Raw genomic sequence first — 17,847 nt, 5'->3', positions numbered from 1 at the left:
AACTCTACTACATCAGCCCTTTTTTTTATACTCTTTTTTTGGCTACAGTATTGATGTTGTACTGAGATTTTAAGCGCATAGCGTAGGCTACGCCAACATAAATCAAATAGGAGTTTATATGCAGTTCTATCTAGAAAATAAAGGCGCTAAGGCTAGTAAGGTGCGGCGTAAATAAAAAGACCATATTAAGTCAAGAGATTATTCTATAAGCCTTTTGAACGCCAGTTGCTACAAGTCGGCGTAGCCGCCCACGGCGCTGGCTCCTTTTGACTTCCAAGGCAGCGGTACTAGCTCTTAGTCCCTATTACATTAGAACAGTCGAAAAATAAACGGATAACGAAATGGTTCATCTGGCCGGCCCAAACAGTGCAATAGGGCCCAAATAGTTAGTCCCCAATGTAGTGCAAAGCCAAAGGCCACAACGGGGAAGAATAAAATTCCCCCAATGCCAAAGGTGAGCCAAGATAGAATACCTAATGGAACTCCTATGATGGTTGCCCAGAACCAAACATTTAAGTGAAAATTAATCGATTCTTTGGCGTTGCTTTTGACAACGGGGTCGTCGGAGAGTAAGTTAATGACAATTGGCACCCCAATTGACAAAAATGTTGTACTAAAAAAAATCGCCCCGTGACACAGGGATGACAGCAACTTACGCTTGTCAGAATCGTATCCAACTTGCATCCTGGTGGCTCCTCAAATCAGTTTATAAGTACGATTTTAACGAACATTCCGTAGCTTTAATATTGCAGTTTACCGTACTCTGGCAGTTTCTCTGGCTATCCCTAGCGATAGATTAACACGGTTATCAGGTGCCTAGGCGTAGGCATCGCTTGGTGGCAATGCAGAGTTATCATGGCAGCAGGATAACATGAGATATAGAAACACTCTTGCTAAAAATTTAAGTACTTAAGCCAGGATATAAAAAATGGGTCGCATAAATCCGTACACATTGCAAATGCAGATTACTCGTATGTTCGAGCAAGGTCAATCATTTTTTGCTACCACCAAAGTGCAGGACTGGTTGAAAGAACGCAAACATAACCCTGAAGACTATGACATTATTTTTCATCAAAAGCCCGCACCTCCTGGTTCCAAAGAAGTGATGGTAGTGGAAATTGAGTTGCATCGCAAAGATGGAGAACCTGTAGACCCCTGGCTACAAGAACAAGTTAACCTGCATGGCTAATTATTTAAGAGAATCTTTGATTGCCTGTATATTCAAACTGGCCAAGAGGAGTATAAGCGATGCCTACGGCTGCTACGCCTACGCATCTGCCGAAAAAATGCTGAATGACTGATTGCAGAAAGTTTTAATCAAACACTAGGCTTCTGGTTCCACTCCTAAAGCACGCAATTGAGCAGTTAGACGCTCGGCGCGTTGGCGCTCTTGTTCAGCGCGCTGGTGTTCTTGTTCAGCGCGTTGGCGCTCTTGTTCAGCGCGTTCCTCTCCAGTCAATAACAAATTACCTGGCAAATCCCACCAACGTAGCCAAGGTAAATCCGTATTTTGATATTCTCCCTGCCAAATCCCTAACTCCACTCCCATAGGTGGTATGGGATAATGACCCCGTTCATTTGGCGATAACAACTGATATTGTCCACCAATTAATTCATAAACTTCCACACTGGCTTTCTGCACTTCATAAATGCCGTAGAAAGCTGGGTGAATCACCTGTTCATAAACCCAGAATTTCCCCTTCCAAGGAGTTTTATCGCGTTCTTCAGTCCCATCCCCAGAGACAAACTCTAAAACAATCGTTGGGGCAATAAATTCTCGCCACAATACATAAGACCGACGTGTGAGTCCATCCAGCAGAGGTGGAACATTCCCCACATAAAACCAATCTGGTGCTTCTGCGCCTTTTTCTGGCGGGTCAGTCAAGCGCCAATATATGCCTAAGTCTTGGCCAATGCAATATTCACCTTCAGGATGTAATTGCTTCAGGATTGGTGTAATTGAGTCAGTCAATAAAATGCTTTGGGGATGCTCTTGCCAATTTTTCACAAAAGTGCCATCAGAATCTGGTAGCTGAGTATGGTCTGGAAATGGGGTCAGTTCTTCAGTGGCTGGATTGGTTGCAGAGGTCATAAAGCTACCTTTGCTTCAGGTTGAGGGTTGTATTTAGTCTAGCAGTGAAAGGATGGGCTTGACGCTGGCATCTAAAACATACTTACTCACCGTTCTCTATCCTCACGGATGAGTTCAGTGCTGTCACTGAAAGTTTTTCCTGCATATCTTACCTGAGCGCGTGCTACTGCTTCTCTAGCTTTTTCCATATCGCCGCCACTGTGGTAGTGTGTCGCTGTTTCACTCGCTTGTTGCAGGATATGTTTTAATTCCTCTTGCAAAGACCTACCGTTTTGTTTGGCGAGAGTTTGTAGTTTTTCGAGAATCAACGGGTCTAAATTTTCAACTAAGATTTGAGCCATAATTTCAGGTTTGTTAGTGATAAGCCTATTTTAAAATTCAATTTAGCAACTTGTGTTTATTCATTTCTATTGTTATGCCTCGCCCTCAACGTGAACTTAAATCCGGGTTTTGTTATCACATTACTACCCGTTGTAATAATCGGGAATTTCGGCTGACGCGGTTAGAATGTCGTGAAGTTTTCCTTTATGCCATTAAAAAGGCACAGGACAAGTATGGCTTTAATCTCTATGCTTTGTGCATTATGAGCAATCATGTACATTACCTGCTAGAACCCAAACAGCCAGAGGAATTACCCAAAATTATGCACTGGCTCAACTGGTATACTGCCATGTGCTTTAATCGGATGTTGAACCGCACAGGGCATTTTTGGGAAAAACGATATCACAGTACAGGTTTTGCTAATACAGATAAGCTCAGGGCTTTAAATACTTTGCGATATATCCACGCTAACCCGAAGGCGGCGGGAATGCAGCAGGGTTTTTTCTATGATTTTAGCAATTATGGGACTCATGACCGTTTGAGTAATGATGGCATCACTCAATGGCATCCAGCTTTTTTACAATTGGGGAGAACTTTGGAAGAGTGCGCGGCGAGATATCGCGGATTTTGTCGCAAATATAAACCAAAGGCAAAACAAGAGTTGCGAAATCATTGGGGAAGTCGCTTTTTACCTTCGATGATTAAGAGAGGGAAGGCTAAAAAGTCGTCGCCTGGGCAAATGAGCTTACCTTGGAATAACCAGAAAGTAACTGAAAGTACGGAGGTACATGAGGTAGCAGAAAAATTTATTCACGCAAATTCTTATGAGCCGCCCGTGCCAGGTATCGGATTTATGAAATGTTGATTATTGCGTGGGAAAGGAGGTTGTTATAAATGTTTACAAACTTCTGAAAGCTTTATATGTTACATTTTACAAGTCTCGACGCGAGAGAAGAAGGAGTAAATGCAATACCAACATTGCTTTTTCTAAAATATATTCTTCTCGCAGTGGTACCGATTATTGTCTTGTGTAGTGCACCATTGCAAAAGGGTAAGTGTCCCTTTAGGGCTGAAGTGCTATATTATATTACTTGTTCTCTTCCTATCCACGATTCTTTCACTCTCCACCCCACGCGATCGGCTACACGTTTAAAGCTTCGTCTATTTATATCATCTTCATCCCTCACTCTACCACCAAAACGCTCATATATCCATCTGAATGGGACGAGAGCCTTCTTAAAAGGCGAACTTGTTCGATTTCCTTCTAAGATTCCACCCTCTTCGAGATATATTTCTTTTTGAACACTAAATCCAAAGTGTCCATTACTATAATCAACCCAAAGTTTGTCAATAATTCTCAAGTCTTCACAGGGAAATTGCCGAATGTCGTCCAGTTCCAGATAACCTTGTTTTTCCCGTCCCGCTACTTCCAACATCACTTTTAATGTTTCCTCATCAGCCTCTTTCCACATACCTGCGGCTAGATAGTAGGCGAGTTGATGATACTGTTCCGGTATGCGAAACCGAACTAGGCGGAATGTATCTGTTGAGGTTTCCCGTAGATAACAGATTCCTGCGTCGCTAAATCGCTCTCTAGTTCTCTTACTCAACCAAGCACAAAAAGCATTTCCTTGTGGGAAGCTGATTTCACTTGGTTTGACTTCAATAGTTAAGTCGCTTTTGGTTGTCTCTAAGATAAACAGCCGATATTCTGCCTCCGTGATCTCAGTCTTATCTATTAATTGTACTGCCCAGATTTTTTTACCTGCTTCTGTTGTGGTAATTGTAGGCTGGTTTTCGTTCTCTGAACTTCCTACAAAACAATCTTCATTCAGGCGATATAGCCGTTTTTGCAGTTGCACTGATGCTGCTAACTTAAAAACTTCCACGTCATCCGACTTCAAACCCTCTTCTACCTTGTCCAGTAGTTCCTGCTCTTTCTCCCGACTAACTCTGAGCTTGTTCTGCAAACACTCGTAAGCGAGGGTTAGGGTTGCTACAGTTGGTTTGTTCAATGCCGCATCAATCAGTTTATCTACTTTGACCTGTCCTGCATAAAACAAAATGGTTTGTCTCATCCAATCCAAGTATTTTTCATCTTTCGTAAAAACTTCTAATAAATAAGGCTCATGCTCTGCCTTTGTGAGTTCAACCGCCGTTAAATACTCCTGAAATGTGCGATGGGTAAATTCATAGAGTTTTTCTTGTTTGCGATCGCTCAACAATTCTCGCACACCGATATCATCTTTTTCAATAAAATCTTCTGGTTTAAACTCTTGTCCCACCTGAACCATCTGAGCTAGTTCTTTCTGAAGAAACTCTTTTGCGAGAAAAATATTATTGTCCTGATTTCTCTCATCTAGCGTAAACTGAAGTACTTGGCGTTTAGTCATCTCCAGTGCGAGTGCTTGCAAAGCTTCTTGTTTTTGCTCTGGTTTGAGTGGATATCGGGTAATTCCATAAGCAGATTGCCGTCCTTGGAGAAGCACATCACAAACTTGCTTATAAAGTCCTGTTTGCGTTGGCGCAAGACTGTTTTTCTGCTTGTAAGTATTAATAATTAATGCCAGTAACAATGGGTTAGTTGCCATCAAACGCAGTGAAGGAACTGCATCAATTTGCCGCATTAACTCGCTTTTTTTGGATTCGGCAATTTTCTTGATCTGTTTTTGCGATTGTCCCGCAGAATTTCTACGTTTTTCTAGATTGAAATACCAGTTGAAAAGAAACGTATTGCGCTGTGCAGTGGTGAATGACCGCACAAAATAACTTGGGGTATTTGGCAGATGAGCTTGATCGTAAGCTTGTGGGCGCGATGTCAAAATGAACGGTAATTTTTGCTTATAATTTTGGAGTTGCTGAGAAACCCAAGTACTTACCTTCCGTCGCTCCTCATCGTCCGCAATTTCATCAAGTCCATCTAACATTACCAGACACTTGCCATTGTTAAGCTGCTTTTCAAACCACGGCTGAGTTTTTGATGGTTTATCTTTCTCCGCTTTGGCAATTATTTGAGCTAGAGAGGAACTATCATCTGCAACAATAACGGAAGCAACATCTCTCAATCTCAGCAAAACAGGAACGAGTAGAGGCAAACCTCGATCCAATTTTGATTGTTTTCGCAGAGCAAACAGCAGCGTAATGTGCCGTAAAAGTGTGGTTTTTCCTGAACCAGGCGCTCCTAAAATCACCAGTCGTCGGCACGCCACATTTTTTTTAGTAATTCCTCTCAGCAAACTGCCAATTTCACTTTCCTGCTGAGTAGCAAAAGTTAGAATGCTTGCTGTTTGCCCGGATTCCAGATTTTGCTCCGGCTCAGTTTGACCAAAAGAGGGCAAATCTTGAGGATTAGACGCTGGCGTTTCGGAATAAAAGCCCAATGGAACAAACACATTTTCCAGATCCAGCCCTTCGCCACTAAATCCACGCCCCTGGTATTCTTGACAGTCAGCTATTAGTTGAGCAAGATACTCTGCCCTAAACCTATCTGTAATTTGTGTCCACCATTTGGGAATTTGAGTAATAAATATCCAGTCCAAAAATTTATCGATGTATGGGCTTAATTTATTCCCAACTTTGATAATTAACCAAATACCACCAGCAGCAACTATACAAAGTCCTGCATTTTGCCATTCAGATTTACGCGCAAAGTCCAACGCAACCGCAATTAATGCCGCAGGTGTTCCTAAACTGACAAGCTTTGAATCTAGGATTTTCCAAAAGCCTTCAAGATTGACGAGTGTATTCTGGTCTTTTGCATCTTCTGACATCAATCGCTCTGGTAAAGTCTGATGCTAAGAGTATAAGCGATGCCTACGGCTGCTACGCCTACGCAGCTTCCGAAAAAATACTGTATGACTGATTTCAGAAAGTTTTAGTTTAACAATCAAGAGAGACGAGAGGCGATCAACAAAAAACCACAGAGGCGCAGAGAACACAGAGAAAAACAGCTAAATCCCAGTTTTGTGATCTCACATTTGCAAACCAGGATTCAGCCTAATGAACGCGGAAGGTTTATTCACATTGTGTGAGTAGCTTTAACCTATCATAACCTTATTGAGATTTACTAGCATTTCTTTATAATTATTTTTTTATTTTTTAAATGTAAATAGCTAGAAACCTAGTTTTAGCAAGTATTTGGCAGCTCGGCGTATATTCTTTTTCATAAAATTCCCATAAATTAAGTGATAAATACTTTCAATAATTCTGATACTATATTCCCAATACTTATTGAGATAGATATTCATTAACTTGTTTAGATATCTCAATCAATCCCCAAATTCTCAGGAGCTTACGTCATGACAAGCATGGCTATGCAAACTCCGGAGTCGATTCCTTGGTGGTCAGGGAATGCCCGGTTAACACAACTCTCAGGGCGACTTTTAGGCGCTCATGTAGCTCATGCAGGTTTAATTGTATTGTGGGCTGGTGCAACAACTTTGTTTGAAATCGCCCACTTTAACCCTTCACAACCAATGTATGAGCAGGGTTTGATTTTATTACCCCACCTTGCCACCCTCGGTTGGGGTGTAGGAGGCGGTGGACAGGTGATAGATACTTCGCCCTACTTTGCCATCGGGGTGATACATCTAATTAGCTCTGCCTTTCTGGGTTTAGGTGGTATTTTTCATGCCCTACGCGGGCCAGCCATTCTAGAAGAAAGATTTTCCTTCTTTGGCTATCGCTGGGAAGATGCCAATAAAATGACCACAATTCTGGGTATTCACCTCGTATTGCTGGGTTTAGGAGCCGCCTTACTTGTTGCCAAAGCCATGTTTTTGGGTGGTTTATACGATTCCACAATTCAAGAAGTACGAGTAATTTCTCATCCCACCTGGAATTCTGCCGTGATTTTTGGTTATCTCTTTGGTGGTGGTGGTCAGCACTGGATTGCTGGAGTTGATAATCTAGAAGACTTAGTTGGTGGTCACATTTGGGTGAGTATTCTCTGTATTGCTGGTGGTATCTGGCACATCACCACTCAACCTTTTGCTTGGGCTAAACGATTGTTGGTTTGGTCAGGAGAAGCATACCTTTCCTACAGTTTAGGTGCTTTAGCCCTCATGGGTGCGATCGCAGCTTATTTTGTTTCTGTCAATACCTTGGCTTACCCTGTAGAATTTTACGGCCCACCTCTGAGCATTAGATTTGACCGCTTCCCTTACTTCCAAAGTGGAGATTTACTATCTGCTCGTGTTTGGTTGGCAAATGCTCATTTTTGGCTAGGCTTTTTCTTTCTTCAGGGTCATCTCTGGCACGCCCTCCGCGCGGCTGGATTTGACTTTCGTCAGGGTAGAGTCTTGCATTCCACACGTGGAGAGGTAATGTAAAAATGGCAACTGCAACCATAACTCAGCAAAAAGCAAATTGGTGGGCTGGTAATGCCCGATTTATTAACTTATCGGGTAAGCTTTTAGGCGCTCATGTTGCTCATGCAGGTTTGATTATCCTGTGGGCTGGGGCAATGACTTTATTTGAAATCACCAAATATGACGTTTCCCAACCAATGTATGAGCAGGGGTTAATTTTGCTACCTCATTTAGCCACATTGGGTTTTGGTGTGGGTGATGGTGGACAAATTATTGATACTTATCCCTATTTCGTCATTGGTGTTTTACATTTAATCAGTTCCGCCGTCCTTGGTGCTGGTGGGATTTATCATGCACTGTTGGGCCCTGACGTACTACCAGAAAACAATAGCTTTTTTGGATTCTTTGGTTACGACTGGCAAGATGAAGAAAAAATGACCACTATCGTGGGGATTCATCTATTATTGTTGGGTTTCGGAGCTTGGTTATTAGTTGCAAAAGCCCTTTTTTGGGGTGGTATTTACGACCCAGCAGTAGCCTCTGTCCGAGTTATTTCTGAACCAACAATTAATCCTAGTCGAATTTTTGGCTATCTCTTCGGTTGGTTTGGTAATCAGGGAATGGCGGCTGTAAATAACCTAGAAGATGTCATTGGTGGCCATATCTGGGTAGGTATACTCTGCATTGCTGGAGGATTTTGGCATATCTTCACTCAGCCTTTTGACTGGGCGAAAAAAGTTTTGTTTTGGTCTGGTGAAGCTTACTTGAGCTATAGCTTGGGTGCTTTGGCATACATGGGTTTTTTAGCTGCCTATTTTGTCACAGTCAATGATACAGTTTATCCCACAGTGTTCTATGGCCCATTAGGCCTGAGTACCACTGCATCAGGAGTTGTCACAGTTCGCACTTGGTTAGCAACTAGTCACTTTGCCTTAGCCATTGTCTTTTTAGCTGGTCACATCTGGCACGCATTAAGAGTGCGGGTAATTGCTGCTGGATTGAATTTTCAGCAGGGAGTTGTTAACTATACGGGTATGCCAGAAATGGGAAATTTCGATACCCCTGTGAATGCTTCTGATATCACGCTGAACTTTTTGAAGTATCTGCCTATTTACCGTCCAGGTTTATCGCCTTTTTCCAGGGGTCTGGAAATAGGGATGGCACACGGTTACTTTTTGCTCGGCCCCTTCGTCAAACTCGGCCCTCTGCGGAATACAGAGTTAGCCAACCAAGTAGGATTAATAGCCACCATTGGTCTAGTCTTAATTTTGTCTGTTTGTCTCTGGCTATATGGCAACGCCACCTTCCAAGAGGGCAAACCTGCGGCTGGTGAGTTACCAGAAAACATGAAAACAGGTAAATCTTGGAGCGAATTTAACGCCGGGTGGACAGTAGGCAGTTGTGGCGGTGCTTTGTTTGCCTTTTTGGTGTTAACCAATAGCAGTTTGTTTTTTTAATGACTTGGGAAAATCGGGGCCTTCTCTGGGCATCAGGGGTAGGACTAAAGTAATTTCCCACTTCTCATACCCTAGTCTCTAGCCTCTCAAAAACTATTTATCAGGTGTCAAAATGTCAAAAAAAATTGGTTTATTTTACGGTACTCAAACAGGCAAAACCGAAGCTGCGGCGGAAATCATTCGTGATGCTTTTGGTGGTGATATCGTCACATTACACGATGTTTCTCAGACAGATGTAGCTGATTTTGATGAGTATGAATGTCTAATTATTGGTTGCCCCACTTGGAATATCGGTGAACTGCAAAGCGATTGGGAAGGACTTTATCAAGATTTAGACGACGCTGATTTTAGTGGGAAAACTGTTGCCTATTTTGGTACTGGTGACCAGATTGGCTATGCTGATAATTTTCAGGATGCTATCGGCATTTTAGAAGAAAAGATTACTGAGTTAGGTGGTAAAACCGTCGGCTATTGGTCAAAAGATGGCTATGATTTTAGCGATTCTAAGGCTTTGCGAAATGGTAAGTTTTGTGGGTTGGCTCTGGATGATGATAATCAATCGGATCTCACGGATGACCGCATTAAGTCCTGGGTTGCTCAGTTGAAGACGGAATTTGGTTTATAGACAATAAAAGTAAAGGTGTGGCATTGTCCATTGGGGTTGGGAGGTATATACAGATGGGCAATGCCTTACTTATTCAATTCATCACTCATAACTGAGCTATATTACGGGTTTATGTCTGACTTATTCGATGTTCTTTGGTTAAATGCTAGTCCGGTGTTGAAGCGTTTTGATCAACCATTACTTCAATACTTGGCTGGATATATGCATATTGCTCAGTGGGAGTATCAACAAGCAAAAGATGAAGCTAGTTCTATGGATCAAGCTGTGCTGTTGTTACATGAGTATCTCGAATCTGTACCCGGTGCGGTGCATCTTGCCGGTCATGGGATGAGTGGTGCGATCGCCTTAACTTTGGCTCGTCGGTATCCGAAAAAGGTGCGATCGCTGACTTTGTTGGCTGTGGCTTCCCAACCCGCTAATACTTGGCACGCTCATTATTATTTTCAACGCCAACTGTTCACTGTCAGTCGTGAGCAAGTTCTGGCTAATAGTGTTCGCACTCTCTTTGGTAAACAACCACCTCACACCACTAAAAAGTTAATGAGTGCCTTAGATAAAGACTTAGAGCAATCGCCTTCACAGCATTCTCTATTTAAATTGGTTTATTTACCTAAGAGTGGTGTTTCTATGCCGATGTTGGTGTGTGGTAGCAAAAATGACCCTATCGTTAATCCACCTGCATTGCAAGACTGGCACCATTGGTTAAAGCCGGAGGATAGAATGTGGGAATTTCCCCAGGGGTATCACTTTTTTCACTACTTTCATCCTCAGCAGGTAGGTGAGCAAATGTTGAATTTCTGGGAATGTCACAGCAGGCGGTCGCGCGCCATCTCTGCACAACCTTCCAGTACATCTATATATTAAGATCATCGCCTGAGTGATATCAGATTGCAAAAGCGCCAAATAAATAGTCCCGCCGCAGTTGCCACACCAATGGATTGTCCTACCCACAAGCCAGTACCACCCAAGCCAAAGTGAAATCCCAAAACATAGCCACTTGTTAGGCCAACACACCAAAATGCTGGAAAGCTCAACAACATGGAAACTCTTGTATCCCGGAGTCCATAGAGTGCGCCTATGGTGACTTTTTGCACTCCATCTACAGGATGTGCCAAGGCTGCAACACTGAGCATTGATGTTGCTAGTGCCACCACATTGCTGTTCTCTGGGTTGCGAATATCCACGTATAGCCCAATAATTTGTTGAGAAAATGCCAGCAGCATGATCCCCATGAGCGTCATAAATCCTGCCGCAATACCTATACTGACATATCCTGCCTGTTTTGCACCTTCAGTGTTTTGCTGTCCTATCCACTGCCCTACTCTGGCAGTTGTGGCATAGGACACTCCTAAAGGCACCATGAAGATCACAAACATTGTCTGGAAGACAATTTGATGGGCTGCTAGTACATCTGTTCCTAATATGCCCATGAGGTAGGTAACAATTGTAAACAGTCCCAGTTCTAGGGCGGCAGACACCCCAATGGGTATACCAAGTATCAACAACTCCCAGATAATTAGTAGTTTCAGCTGATTTAAATGTCGAAAGAATCTATAGGTTTTTAGTTGCTTGTCTTGGAGTATATACACAACTAAAGCGATAAACATCCCCCAGAGGGCAATAACGCTGGCCAAAGCTAAACCCACCAATCCCATTTTGGGAAATCCGAATTTACCAAATCCTAAGACGTAATTGCCTACTATGTTGAACAGTGTTCCGGCAATGACAATCACCATCACCGCACGGGCTTGCGACAGAGAAGAGACAACGTTTCTCAACGTAGCGAATGCTAAAGCGGGAAACAATCCCCAAAGCACAACATCTAGATAGCTCTTTGCCAAAGTCACAGTAATGGGCTTTTGTCCCAGGATTTGCATTAAATCACCCATCTGTCCAATGAAAAACATGGACGGAATCGCCAATGCTAGTGATAACCATAATCCCTGATGGGCAATCTGCTCTATGCGTTTTTTGTACCCTGCTCCATAAGCTTCAGCAACCAAAGGAGTAACTCCCATGACAACTCCAGCTGCGACATTCAAAAGTGTGAAAAAGGTGATTGACGCTAACCCCCCGCCTGCGAGAACTTCTGCTCCCAACCTACCCATCATTAATGTGTCTACAAAACCTGTAATAGATTGGGCAACTTGAGCGCTTGCTAGGGGAATGGCGATTCGTAAAAGTTCCCTGATTTCTGTGCGGATCATCAATGAGTTACCAAACTGGGAAAGCCTGAGCAAACGCTTGAATAAGACGTTGGGTTGAGTTGTCGATTAACTGTGCGATAGCTGGTTCAAATTGACCAATTTTTGCTGATGTATTGACAACAAAATATCCCGTTTTTACCTGACACCTAGCATTAGTTCGCATAATTATTTTCTGAAATGACTTTCAACCACTTTCCATGAAAAGTCAAGTAATTTACATCCTCCCCTCAGATTATTAATTTATGTAAACAAGTTACTTTTTAAGAAAGAGTTGCAATAAAGTAAAGTTTAGATGCTCAACAATTGGTTATGAACTTCAACAAGTTTGGCCACAATCTGTCAAATTATCGTGGAGAGCAAAAGTTGAATAAGACTAACTTATTTGCGATTAATTACATCTAAAGCTTTTGCTGACGATATTTGTTCTGATTTAGTCTCAAAATCAGGCTTTAAGCTTGTTTTTTTGGGTAAGAGGGTTAAATCGTATCTATCTAACTCGCGTCAATACGGCTTTAAACTTCTGGAGTCATTCACCAATTAATTGAATATATCTCTCAATAATTTTAATCAACTAGACAATGCAGACATACGACAATCCCAACGTCAAATACGATTGGTGGGCTGGTAATGCCCGCTTCGCCAACCTCTCTGGCTTATTTATCGGCGCTCACGTAGCACAAGCAGCGTTGACAACTCTCTGGGCGGGGGCGTTTACATGGTTTGAAATTTCTCGTTATCAGCCCGATATACCAATGGGCGAACAGGGGCTGATTTTACTACCGCATCTAGCTACCTTGGGCTTTGGGGTCGGCGCAGGTGGTGAAGTTGTCGATACTTACCCCTATTTCGTCATTGGTGCTTTACACTTAATTTCCTCTGCCGTTTTGGGTGCTGGAGCGTTATTCCATACCTTCAAAGCTCCGAGAAACTTGAAAGATGCCAAGGGTCAGGCACGTAAATTTCATTTTGAATGGGATGACCCTAAACAACTTGGCTTAATTTTAGGACACCACCTACTATTTTTAGGCGCAGCAGCTTTATTACTAGTAGGGAAAGCCATGTTTTGGGGAGGGCTTTACGATACGACAATTCATGATGTCCGGCTGGTGACTGAACCCACCCTTAACCCCTTAGTCATCTATGGCTATCAAACCCACTTTGCCAGCGTTGACAATTTAGAAGATTTAGTTGGTGGTCATATTTATGTAGGTTTTCTCCTAATTGGTGGTGGTATTTGGCACATCATTAAAGAGCCTTTTGCTTGGGCGAAAAAGCTGTTAATTTTCTCAGGTGAAGCCATTCTTTCTTACTCTTTGGGTGGTATTGCTTTAGCGGGATTTGTAGCTGCTTACTTTTGTGCAGTGAATACCCTAGCTTATCCGGTGGAATTTTACGGACAGACTTTAGAAGTGAAGCTGGGTGTAAGTCCTTATTTTGCTGATTCAGTGAAGTTAGTTAATGGTGGTTACACTTCGAGAGCATGGTTAGCTAATGCTCATTTCTTCTTAGCGTTTTTCTTCTTACAAGGTCATCTGTGGCACGCACTACGAGCTATTGGTGTTGACTTTAGACAAGTTGAAAAGTCTTTGAACACTATTAGTAGCGAGTCTTAGGGACTGGGAACTAAGTAAGGAATGGGGACTAGGTAGGAAAAAATTATTTCTTTCATCTTCCCCATCTCCCTCACCACGTTAAAAGAAGGGTATTAAACTATGACAATTTCTACTGAGAAAACTTTTGCAGCCGACACGAATTTATCTTGGTTAGTTGGTAATGCACGTTTAACTGATTTGTCGGGTCAATTGTTAGGCGCTCATATTGCTCATGCTGGTTTGATTGTGTTTTGGGTGGGGACAACAACTATATCTGAGGTTCTCCGGTTTGTTCCTGGTGTTCCCATGTATGAGCAGGGAATGACTTTGTTACCTCACTTAGCCGCTTTGGGTTGGGGTGTAGGTGCAGGTGGTGAGGTAGTCGATACTTATCCCTATTTTGTCATTGGGATATTGCATTTAGTGGCATCTGCTGTGTTGGGTGCAGGGGGACTTTTTCATGTATTTCGCTCTCCAGCAATTTTACATAATGCTGGGGGACAAGTGGCGAAATTTCACTATGAATGGAATGACCCGAAGCAGTTGGGATTAATTTTAGGTCATCACCTGATTATTCTGGGTTTGGGGGCATTTTTATTAGTACTAAAAGCCATGTTTTTTGGCGGAATTTATGACCCTAATGTGGGTGATGTTCGCCTGATTAGTCATCCCAATTTAAACGCCATGACAATTTTTAGCTACTTAGTTGGTTTGAAAGATGGTACCTGGAATCTTTTAGGGATGGCAAGTGTTGACAACTTAGAAGATGTAATTGGTGGTCATATCTGGATTGGCTTTATTCTGATTATTGGTGGTGCATGGCATATTCTTGTTCCTCCTTTTGGTTGGGTTAGACGAATTTTACACATCGAAAATGGCGAGGAAATTTTGTCTTATAGCTTACTTGGTTTAGCTTTGATGGCTTGGATTTCTGCTGTATTTGTGGGATATAACACAACAGTTTTTCCCGTGGAATTTTACGGTTTGGAACGGTTATGACTGGCAAATATTCAATTTTTTATCGGGTGTTTGGCTTTCCTTGGTTATGTTTGGCACTCTTGGCGATCGCGTCAAGTAAATAGCTAATTAATTTTCGCTCAACACTAGCTAATAATTTCTGGTGCCTGCGGTTCATAGCAGTCAACTGTAGGCCTTTTTTTTAATTTCTCTGAGGATGTCTAATGCTAGCTATGATTTTTTGTGCTTTCTTTAGTTGGACAATGGTGATTTTGTCTATTTTAAGTGTTTGGTTAACCTTAAAAAAGGGTGCAAATCATTTAAAACAATTACATGAAATTCCCTGCCATAATTGTGAGTTCTTCACCAATGATTATCGCCTCAAATGCACAGTTAACCCAGTTGAAGCGTGTTCTGAGCAAGCCATTGGCTGTAGGGAGTTTGAGCCGAAAACTTGTAATTGTAATGCTTCTCAAAAAGGACGGCGCAAGCTTGGCTAAATATAAATCAGTGAAGAGTGAATATTTATTCATCAACTTACAAATCTAAATACCTATGAACCAGCAATCTGATTTTTTATCTGAACTGTGCGATTTTCTTTATCCTCGCAGTCCATATTGTGGGGAGTTTAAACCAGAGTATTTGGCGTTTAATGCTAATCTTCAAGATTTTTCTCAACGGGTTAACTACATTTGCTGTCTACAAACTGGTGGTAAGCTTTCCCCAGAAGAGGCTTACAAACAAATTCACATTCTTTGGAAACATCTGAAAAGTAGCAAAAAAGAATTGGGTATTAAGTAAGTCGGTGAGAAAAAATCAAACTACGTTAAGCATCGCCAGGCAAAAGGCAGTAATAAGAACTAATATAATAGAAGTTATGCTCATCTCCAGTAATTAAATCCTTGAGATATAGCTTCAACAAAGGCGATCGCCCCGACTGAATTTCCTACTATATCTAAAGCGGGACTGTAGCAGGCGATGGCACCTCTATCTGGTACTATTGCTAACAATCCTCCACCAATTCCTGATTTCATCGGTAAACCAATTTTGGCAGCAAAATGGGCTGAAGCTTCGTAAAGTCCACAGGTTAACATGACAGCATTCACAATTTGACGATGTTTTGTTGCTAACCAGCTATTTTCACAAGCTAACAGTTTTCCCAACAAAGCTAAGTCTTCTATTTTTCCTGATATACAGCATATTTGCTCGTAGGTGTCAAGAGCTATTTTCGGATTATCTAACTTACTTGCTGTGGCGAGATAATTGGCGATCGCTTGATTAGCTGGGGAACGTGATAATCTGACTGAAGCCAGCATGACTTGATCTACTTGGAGTTGACAACCTGCTTGATTCAACCATTGACAAAATAATTGAGTGCGTTGATTAGCATCGTTTCCGGGGAACTTATCAGCCAAAGTAATAGCCCCACTATTAATCATGGGGTTGCGGGGGTGTCCATTATCGGCTGTGAGTTGGTCTAAAGAATTAAACGGTGCAGCAGATGGTTCTATTCCCACCCATTGCAAAACCGTATCTGCACCTAGATGTTGCAATAGATATAGTAAAGAAAACGGCTTAATTACACTCATGAGTGGAAATACACAAGCCGTATCTCCGTAACTGAAACTTTGCCCAGATTCACAGCAGATGTGAACAGCAAACCAACGAGGATCAGCTACAGCTAATTGGGGAATGCGATCGCAAACTTGTCCCTTAGCTGCTTGAATTTTGGCTTGTTCTACCCATGTACATAACTTTTTAGTAGTTAATTTATCAAGTCCTTTCAAAAGTGATACAGTCTTCAAAGTATTTATGATGAATGTTGAGAATTACGCCTGCGTAGAAAAGACAAAACTGAGTATTGCTTTCCTGCGAAATCTTCTCTGCGAGACGCTACGCGGTAAGCGTAGCTATGCCCGTCAGGGCTTTACGATGGGCTTCGCCTACGCCAGGGTGAAACTAAATTATTTTTGCGTAAGTTCTGAATTTAAAAAAGTATCACCCAATACTAATAAACAAAACTTTCTTGAGGAATTACGAATTAATTATGACTCCCCGTGTCAGAGCGCCAGAGTTACCGCAAAATTATACTTGGCTCAACACCGATAAACCTTTATCTCTCAAACAACTCAAGGGTAGGGTGGTAATTTTAGATTTTTGGACATACTGTTGTATAAATTGTTTGCATATCCTCCCAGACTTGAAGTATTTAGAACAAAAATATCAAGATAGCCTCACAGTTATTGGTGTACATTCAGCCAAATTTGATAACGAAAAAGAAATTGAAAACATTCGCCAAGCAATCTTGCGTTACGACATCGAACACCCAGTTTTAGTTGATAGTAATTTTCGGGTTTGGCAAGAATATGCTGTGCGTGCGTGGCCGACATTAATGATTATTGATCCCGAAAGTTATGTGATTAGTTATGTATCTGGTGAAGGTAAACGTGAGACTTTAGATCAGTTAATTCAGCAGTTAATTCATCAACACCAAGAAAAAGGCCCTATTAATTTCCAACAACTCAGCCAAACTTTAGAAAAACAACATCAACCATTAATCACACCACTAGCTTTTCCTGGTAAAGTTCTAGCTACTAAAGTTGGTTTATTCATTGCTGACTCTGGACACAATCGGTTGGTAATGAGTAACTACGATAGCGAAATTCTCCACATAATTGGTACAGGAAAACCCGGTTTAAATGATGGTGCATATAACCAAGCACAGTTTTTTGCACCTCAAGGAATGGCATTTGATCAAGCCAATCAAATTCTTTATGTTGCTGATACCGAAAATCATAGCCTACGCAAAGTTGATCTCAAAAATCAAATAGTAGAAACCATAGCCGGAACTGGTGAACAAAGCCGCAATATTCATCCTCATGGTGGTACTAGTTTAGAAATTGCCCTCAACTCTCCTTGGGATTTAGTAAAAGTGGGAAATATTCTATATATTGCAATGGCAGGCCCGCATCAAATTTGGCAATTAAATTTAGAAACAAGTATTATCAAAACCTATGCTGGTACTGGTGCAGAAGGTTGTGTAGATGGTTCCCTTAACGAGTCTGCTTTTGCCCAACCCAGTGGTATCACAACCGATAAACAAGAATTATATATAGCTGATAGTGAAATCAGTTCCATTCGCGGTGTCGGACTCATAGAACCGCAGCAAGTAAGAACCATTTGCGGTAGTGGAGAATTATTTGGTTTTGGTGATGTTGATGGACAAAGAGAAGCAGGGTAAGCTCATCTAATTTGGTATAGAGAAAACTTGACATAACAAAGAAAAT

The 17,847-nt window shown here is 41.8% G+C and carries 16 protein-coding genes and 2 pseudogenes; 11 read left to right on the top strand and 7 right to left on the bottom strand.

All coding sequences use genetic code 11. The annotated features are described in order from the left end of the window. Window positions 1-309 precede the first annotated feature (309 nt). Window positions 310-684 (bottom strand): DUF4870 domain-containing protein, encoded by a 375-nt coding sequence (locus tag ACM0OS_RS23755; RefSeq protein ID WP_414545642.1) that lies wholly within the window; start codon window positions 682-684, stop codon window positions 310-312. A gap of 244 nt (window positions 685-928) precedes the next feature. Between ACM0OS_RS23755 and ACM0OS_RS23750 the strand changes: the two genes are divergently transcribed. Beyond that, entirely contained in the window at window positions 929-1,189 is a 261-nt protein-coding gene (locus ACM0OS_RS23750; protein WP_414545641.1) for a hypothetical protein, read from the top strand. Between the two features lie 135 nt (window positions 1,190-1,324). Here ACM0OS_RS23750 and ACM0OS_RS23745 read toward each other — a convergent pair whose 3' ends face one another. Together ACM0OS_RS23745 and ACM0OS_RS23740 are read right to left on the bottom strand one after the other, a co-directional pair. Then, window positions 1,325-2,092 (bottom strand): Uma2 family endonuclease, encoded by a 768-nt coding sequence (locus ACM0OS_RS23745; protein WP_414545640.1) that lies wholly within the window; start codon window positions 2,090-2,092, stop codon window positions 1,325-1,327. Between the two features lie 86 nt (window positions 2,093-2,178). Beyond that, entirely contained in the window at window positions 2,179-2,433 is a 255-nt protein-coding gene (locus ACM0OS_RS23740) for a FitA-like ribbon-helix-helix domain-containing protein (protein ID WP_414545639.1), read from the bottom strand. A 74-nt stretch (window positions 2,434-2,507) separates the two neighbouring features. Here ACM0OS_RS23740 and ACM0OS_RS23735 point away from each other — a divergent pair, with 74 nt between their 5' ends. Continuing rightward, window positions 2,508-3,278 (top strand): transposase, encoded by a 771-nt coding sequence (locus ACM0OS_RS23735; RefSeq protein WP_414545638.1) that lies wholly within the window; start codon window positions 2,508-2,510, stop codon window positions 3,276-3,278. Between the two features lie 217 nt (window positions 3,279-3,495). On the opposite strand, the gene ACM0OS_RS23730 is transcribed toward ACM0OS_RS23735, so the two are convergent. Further along, on the bottom strand, window positions 3,496-6,183 hold the full coding sequence (locus tag ACM0OS_RS23730) for a GUN4 domain-containing protein (protein ID WP_414545637.1): 2,688 nt from the start codon (window positions 6,181-6,183) through the stop codon (window positions 3,496-3,498). Between the two features lie 537 nt (window positions 6,184-6,720). On the opposite strand from ACM0OS_RS23730, the gene ACM0OS_RS23725 reads away from it, so the two are divergent. From ACM0OS_RS23725 to ACM0OS_RS23710, 4 genes are all read left to right on the top strand, one after another. Next, window positions 6,721-7,743, top strand: a complete 1,023-nt coding sequence (locus ACM0OS_RS23725) for a chlorophyll a/b binding light-harvesting protein (protein ID WP_414545643.1) — start codon at window positions 6,721-6,723, stop codon at window positions 7,741-7,743. 2 nt (window positions 7,744-7,745) lie between these two features. Continuing rightward, complete coding sequence (locus ACM0OS_RS23720) at window positions 7,746-9,179, top strand: chlorophyll a/b binding light-harvesting protein (protein ID WP_414545636.1); 1,434 nt, start codon at window positions 7,746-7,748, stop codon at window positions 9,177-9,179. Between the two features lie 112 nt (window positions 9,180-9,291). Beyond that, window positions 9,292-9,804, top strand: coding sequence for a flavodoxin FldA (gene fldA / locus ACM0OS_RS23715; RefSeq protein ID WP_414545635.1), 513 nt, complete (start codon window positions 9,292-9,294; stop codon window positions 9,802-9,804). 111 nt (window positions 9,805-9,915) lie between these two features. After that, the gene (locus tag ACM0OS_RS23710) at window positions 9,916-10,668 is read left to right on the top strand and encodes an alpha/beta fold hydrolase (RefSeq protein WP_414545634.1); all 753 of its coding nucleotides are present in this window, start codon (window positions 9,916-9,918) and stop codon (window positions 10,666-10,668) included. Between the two features lie 2 nt (window positions 10,669-10,670). Here the strand turns inward: ACM0OS_RS23710 and ACM0OS_RS23705 are convergent, their stop codons facing one another. Both ACM0OS_RS23705 and ACM0OS_RS23700 read right to left on the bottom strand, forming a co-directional pair. Further along, window positions 10,671-12,011: an MATE family efflux transporter gene (locus ACM0OS_RS23705; protein WP_414545633.1), complete on the bottom strand. Its 1,341-nt coding sequence runs from the start codon at window positions 12,009-12,011 to the stop codon at window positions 10,671-10,673. 7 nt (window positions 12,012-12,018) lie between these two features. Next, window positions 12,019-12,174 (bottom strand): hypothetical protein, encoded by a 156-nt coding sequence (locus ACM0OS_RS23700; protein WP_414545632.1) that lies wholly within the window; start codon window positions 12,172-12,174, stop codon window positions 12,019-12,021. Between the two features lie 415 nt (window positions 12,175-12,589). On the opposite strand from ACM0OS_RS23700, the gene ACM0OS_RS23695 reads away from it, so the two are divergent. The 4 genes and pseudogenes from ACM0OS_RS23695 (at window position 12,590) to ACM0OS_RS23680 (ending at window position 15,361) form a co-directional block, all read left to right on the top strand. Further along, complete coding sequence (locus ACM0OS_RS23695; protein WP_414545631.1) at window positions 12,590-13,624, top strand: chlorophyll a/b binding light-harvesting protein; 1,035 nt, start codon at window positions 12,590-12,592, stop codon at window positions 13,622-13,624. 99 nt (window positions 13,625-13,723) lie between these two features. Continuing rightward, window positions 13,724-14,689 (top strand): annotated as a pseudogene (locus tag ACM0OS_RS23690) (chlorophyll a/b binding light-harvesting protein). 95 nt (window positions 14,690-14,784) lie between these two features. After that, on the top strand, window positions 14,785-15,060 hold the full coding sequence (locus tag ACM0OS_RS23685) for a hypothetical protein (protein WP_414545630.1): 276 nt from the start codon (window positions 14,785-14,787) through the stop codon (window positions 15,058-15,060). A 55-nt stretch (window positions 15,061-15,115) separates the two neighbouring features. Continuing rightward, window positions 15,116-15,361 (top strand): hypothetical protein, encoded by a 246-nt coding sequence (locus tag ACM0OS_RS23680; RefSeq protein WP_414545629.1) that lies wholly within the window; start codon window positions 15,116-15,118, stop codon window positions 15,359-15,361. Between the two features lie 80 nt (window positions 15,362-15,441). Here ACM0OS_RS23680 and ACM0OS_RS23675 read toward each other — a convergent pair whose 3' ends face one another. Continuing rightward, entirely contained in the window at window positions 15,442-16,347 is a 906-nt protein-coding gene (locus tag ACM0OS_RS23675; protein ID WP_414545628.1) for a glutaminase, read from the bottom strand. A 260-nt stretch (window positions 16,348-16,607) separates the two neighbouring features. On the opposite strand from ACM0OS_RS23675, the pseudogene ACM0OS_RS23670 reads away from it, so the two are divergent. Beyond that, window positions 16,608-17,792 (top strand): annotated as a pseudogene (locus ACM0OS_RS23670) (thioredoxin-like domain-containing protein); the annotation flags it as partial. Between the last annotated feature and the right edge of the window lie 55 nt (window positions 17,793-17,847).

Origin of the sequence: Nostoc sp. CCY0012 (genome assembly GCF_963920855.1) — a bacterium.
GTDB lineage: Bacteria > Cyanobacteriota > Cyanobacteriia > Cyanobacteriales > Nostocaceae > Cyanocohniella.
The sequence above is the reverse complement of the archived record's forward strand: the minus strand, read 5'-3'. Positions and strand labels throughout refer to the sequence as shown.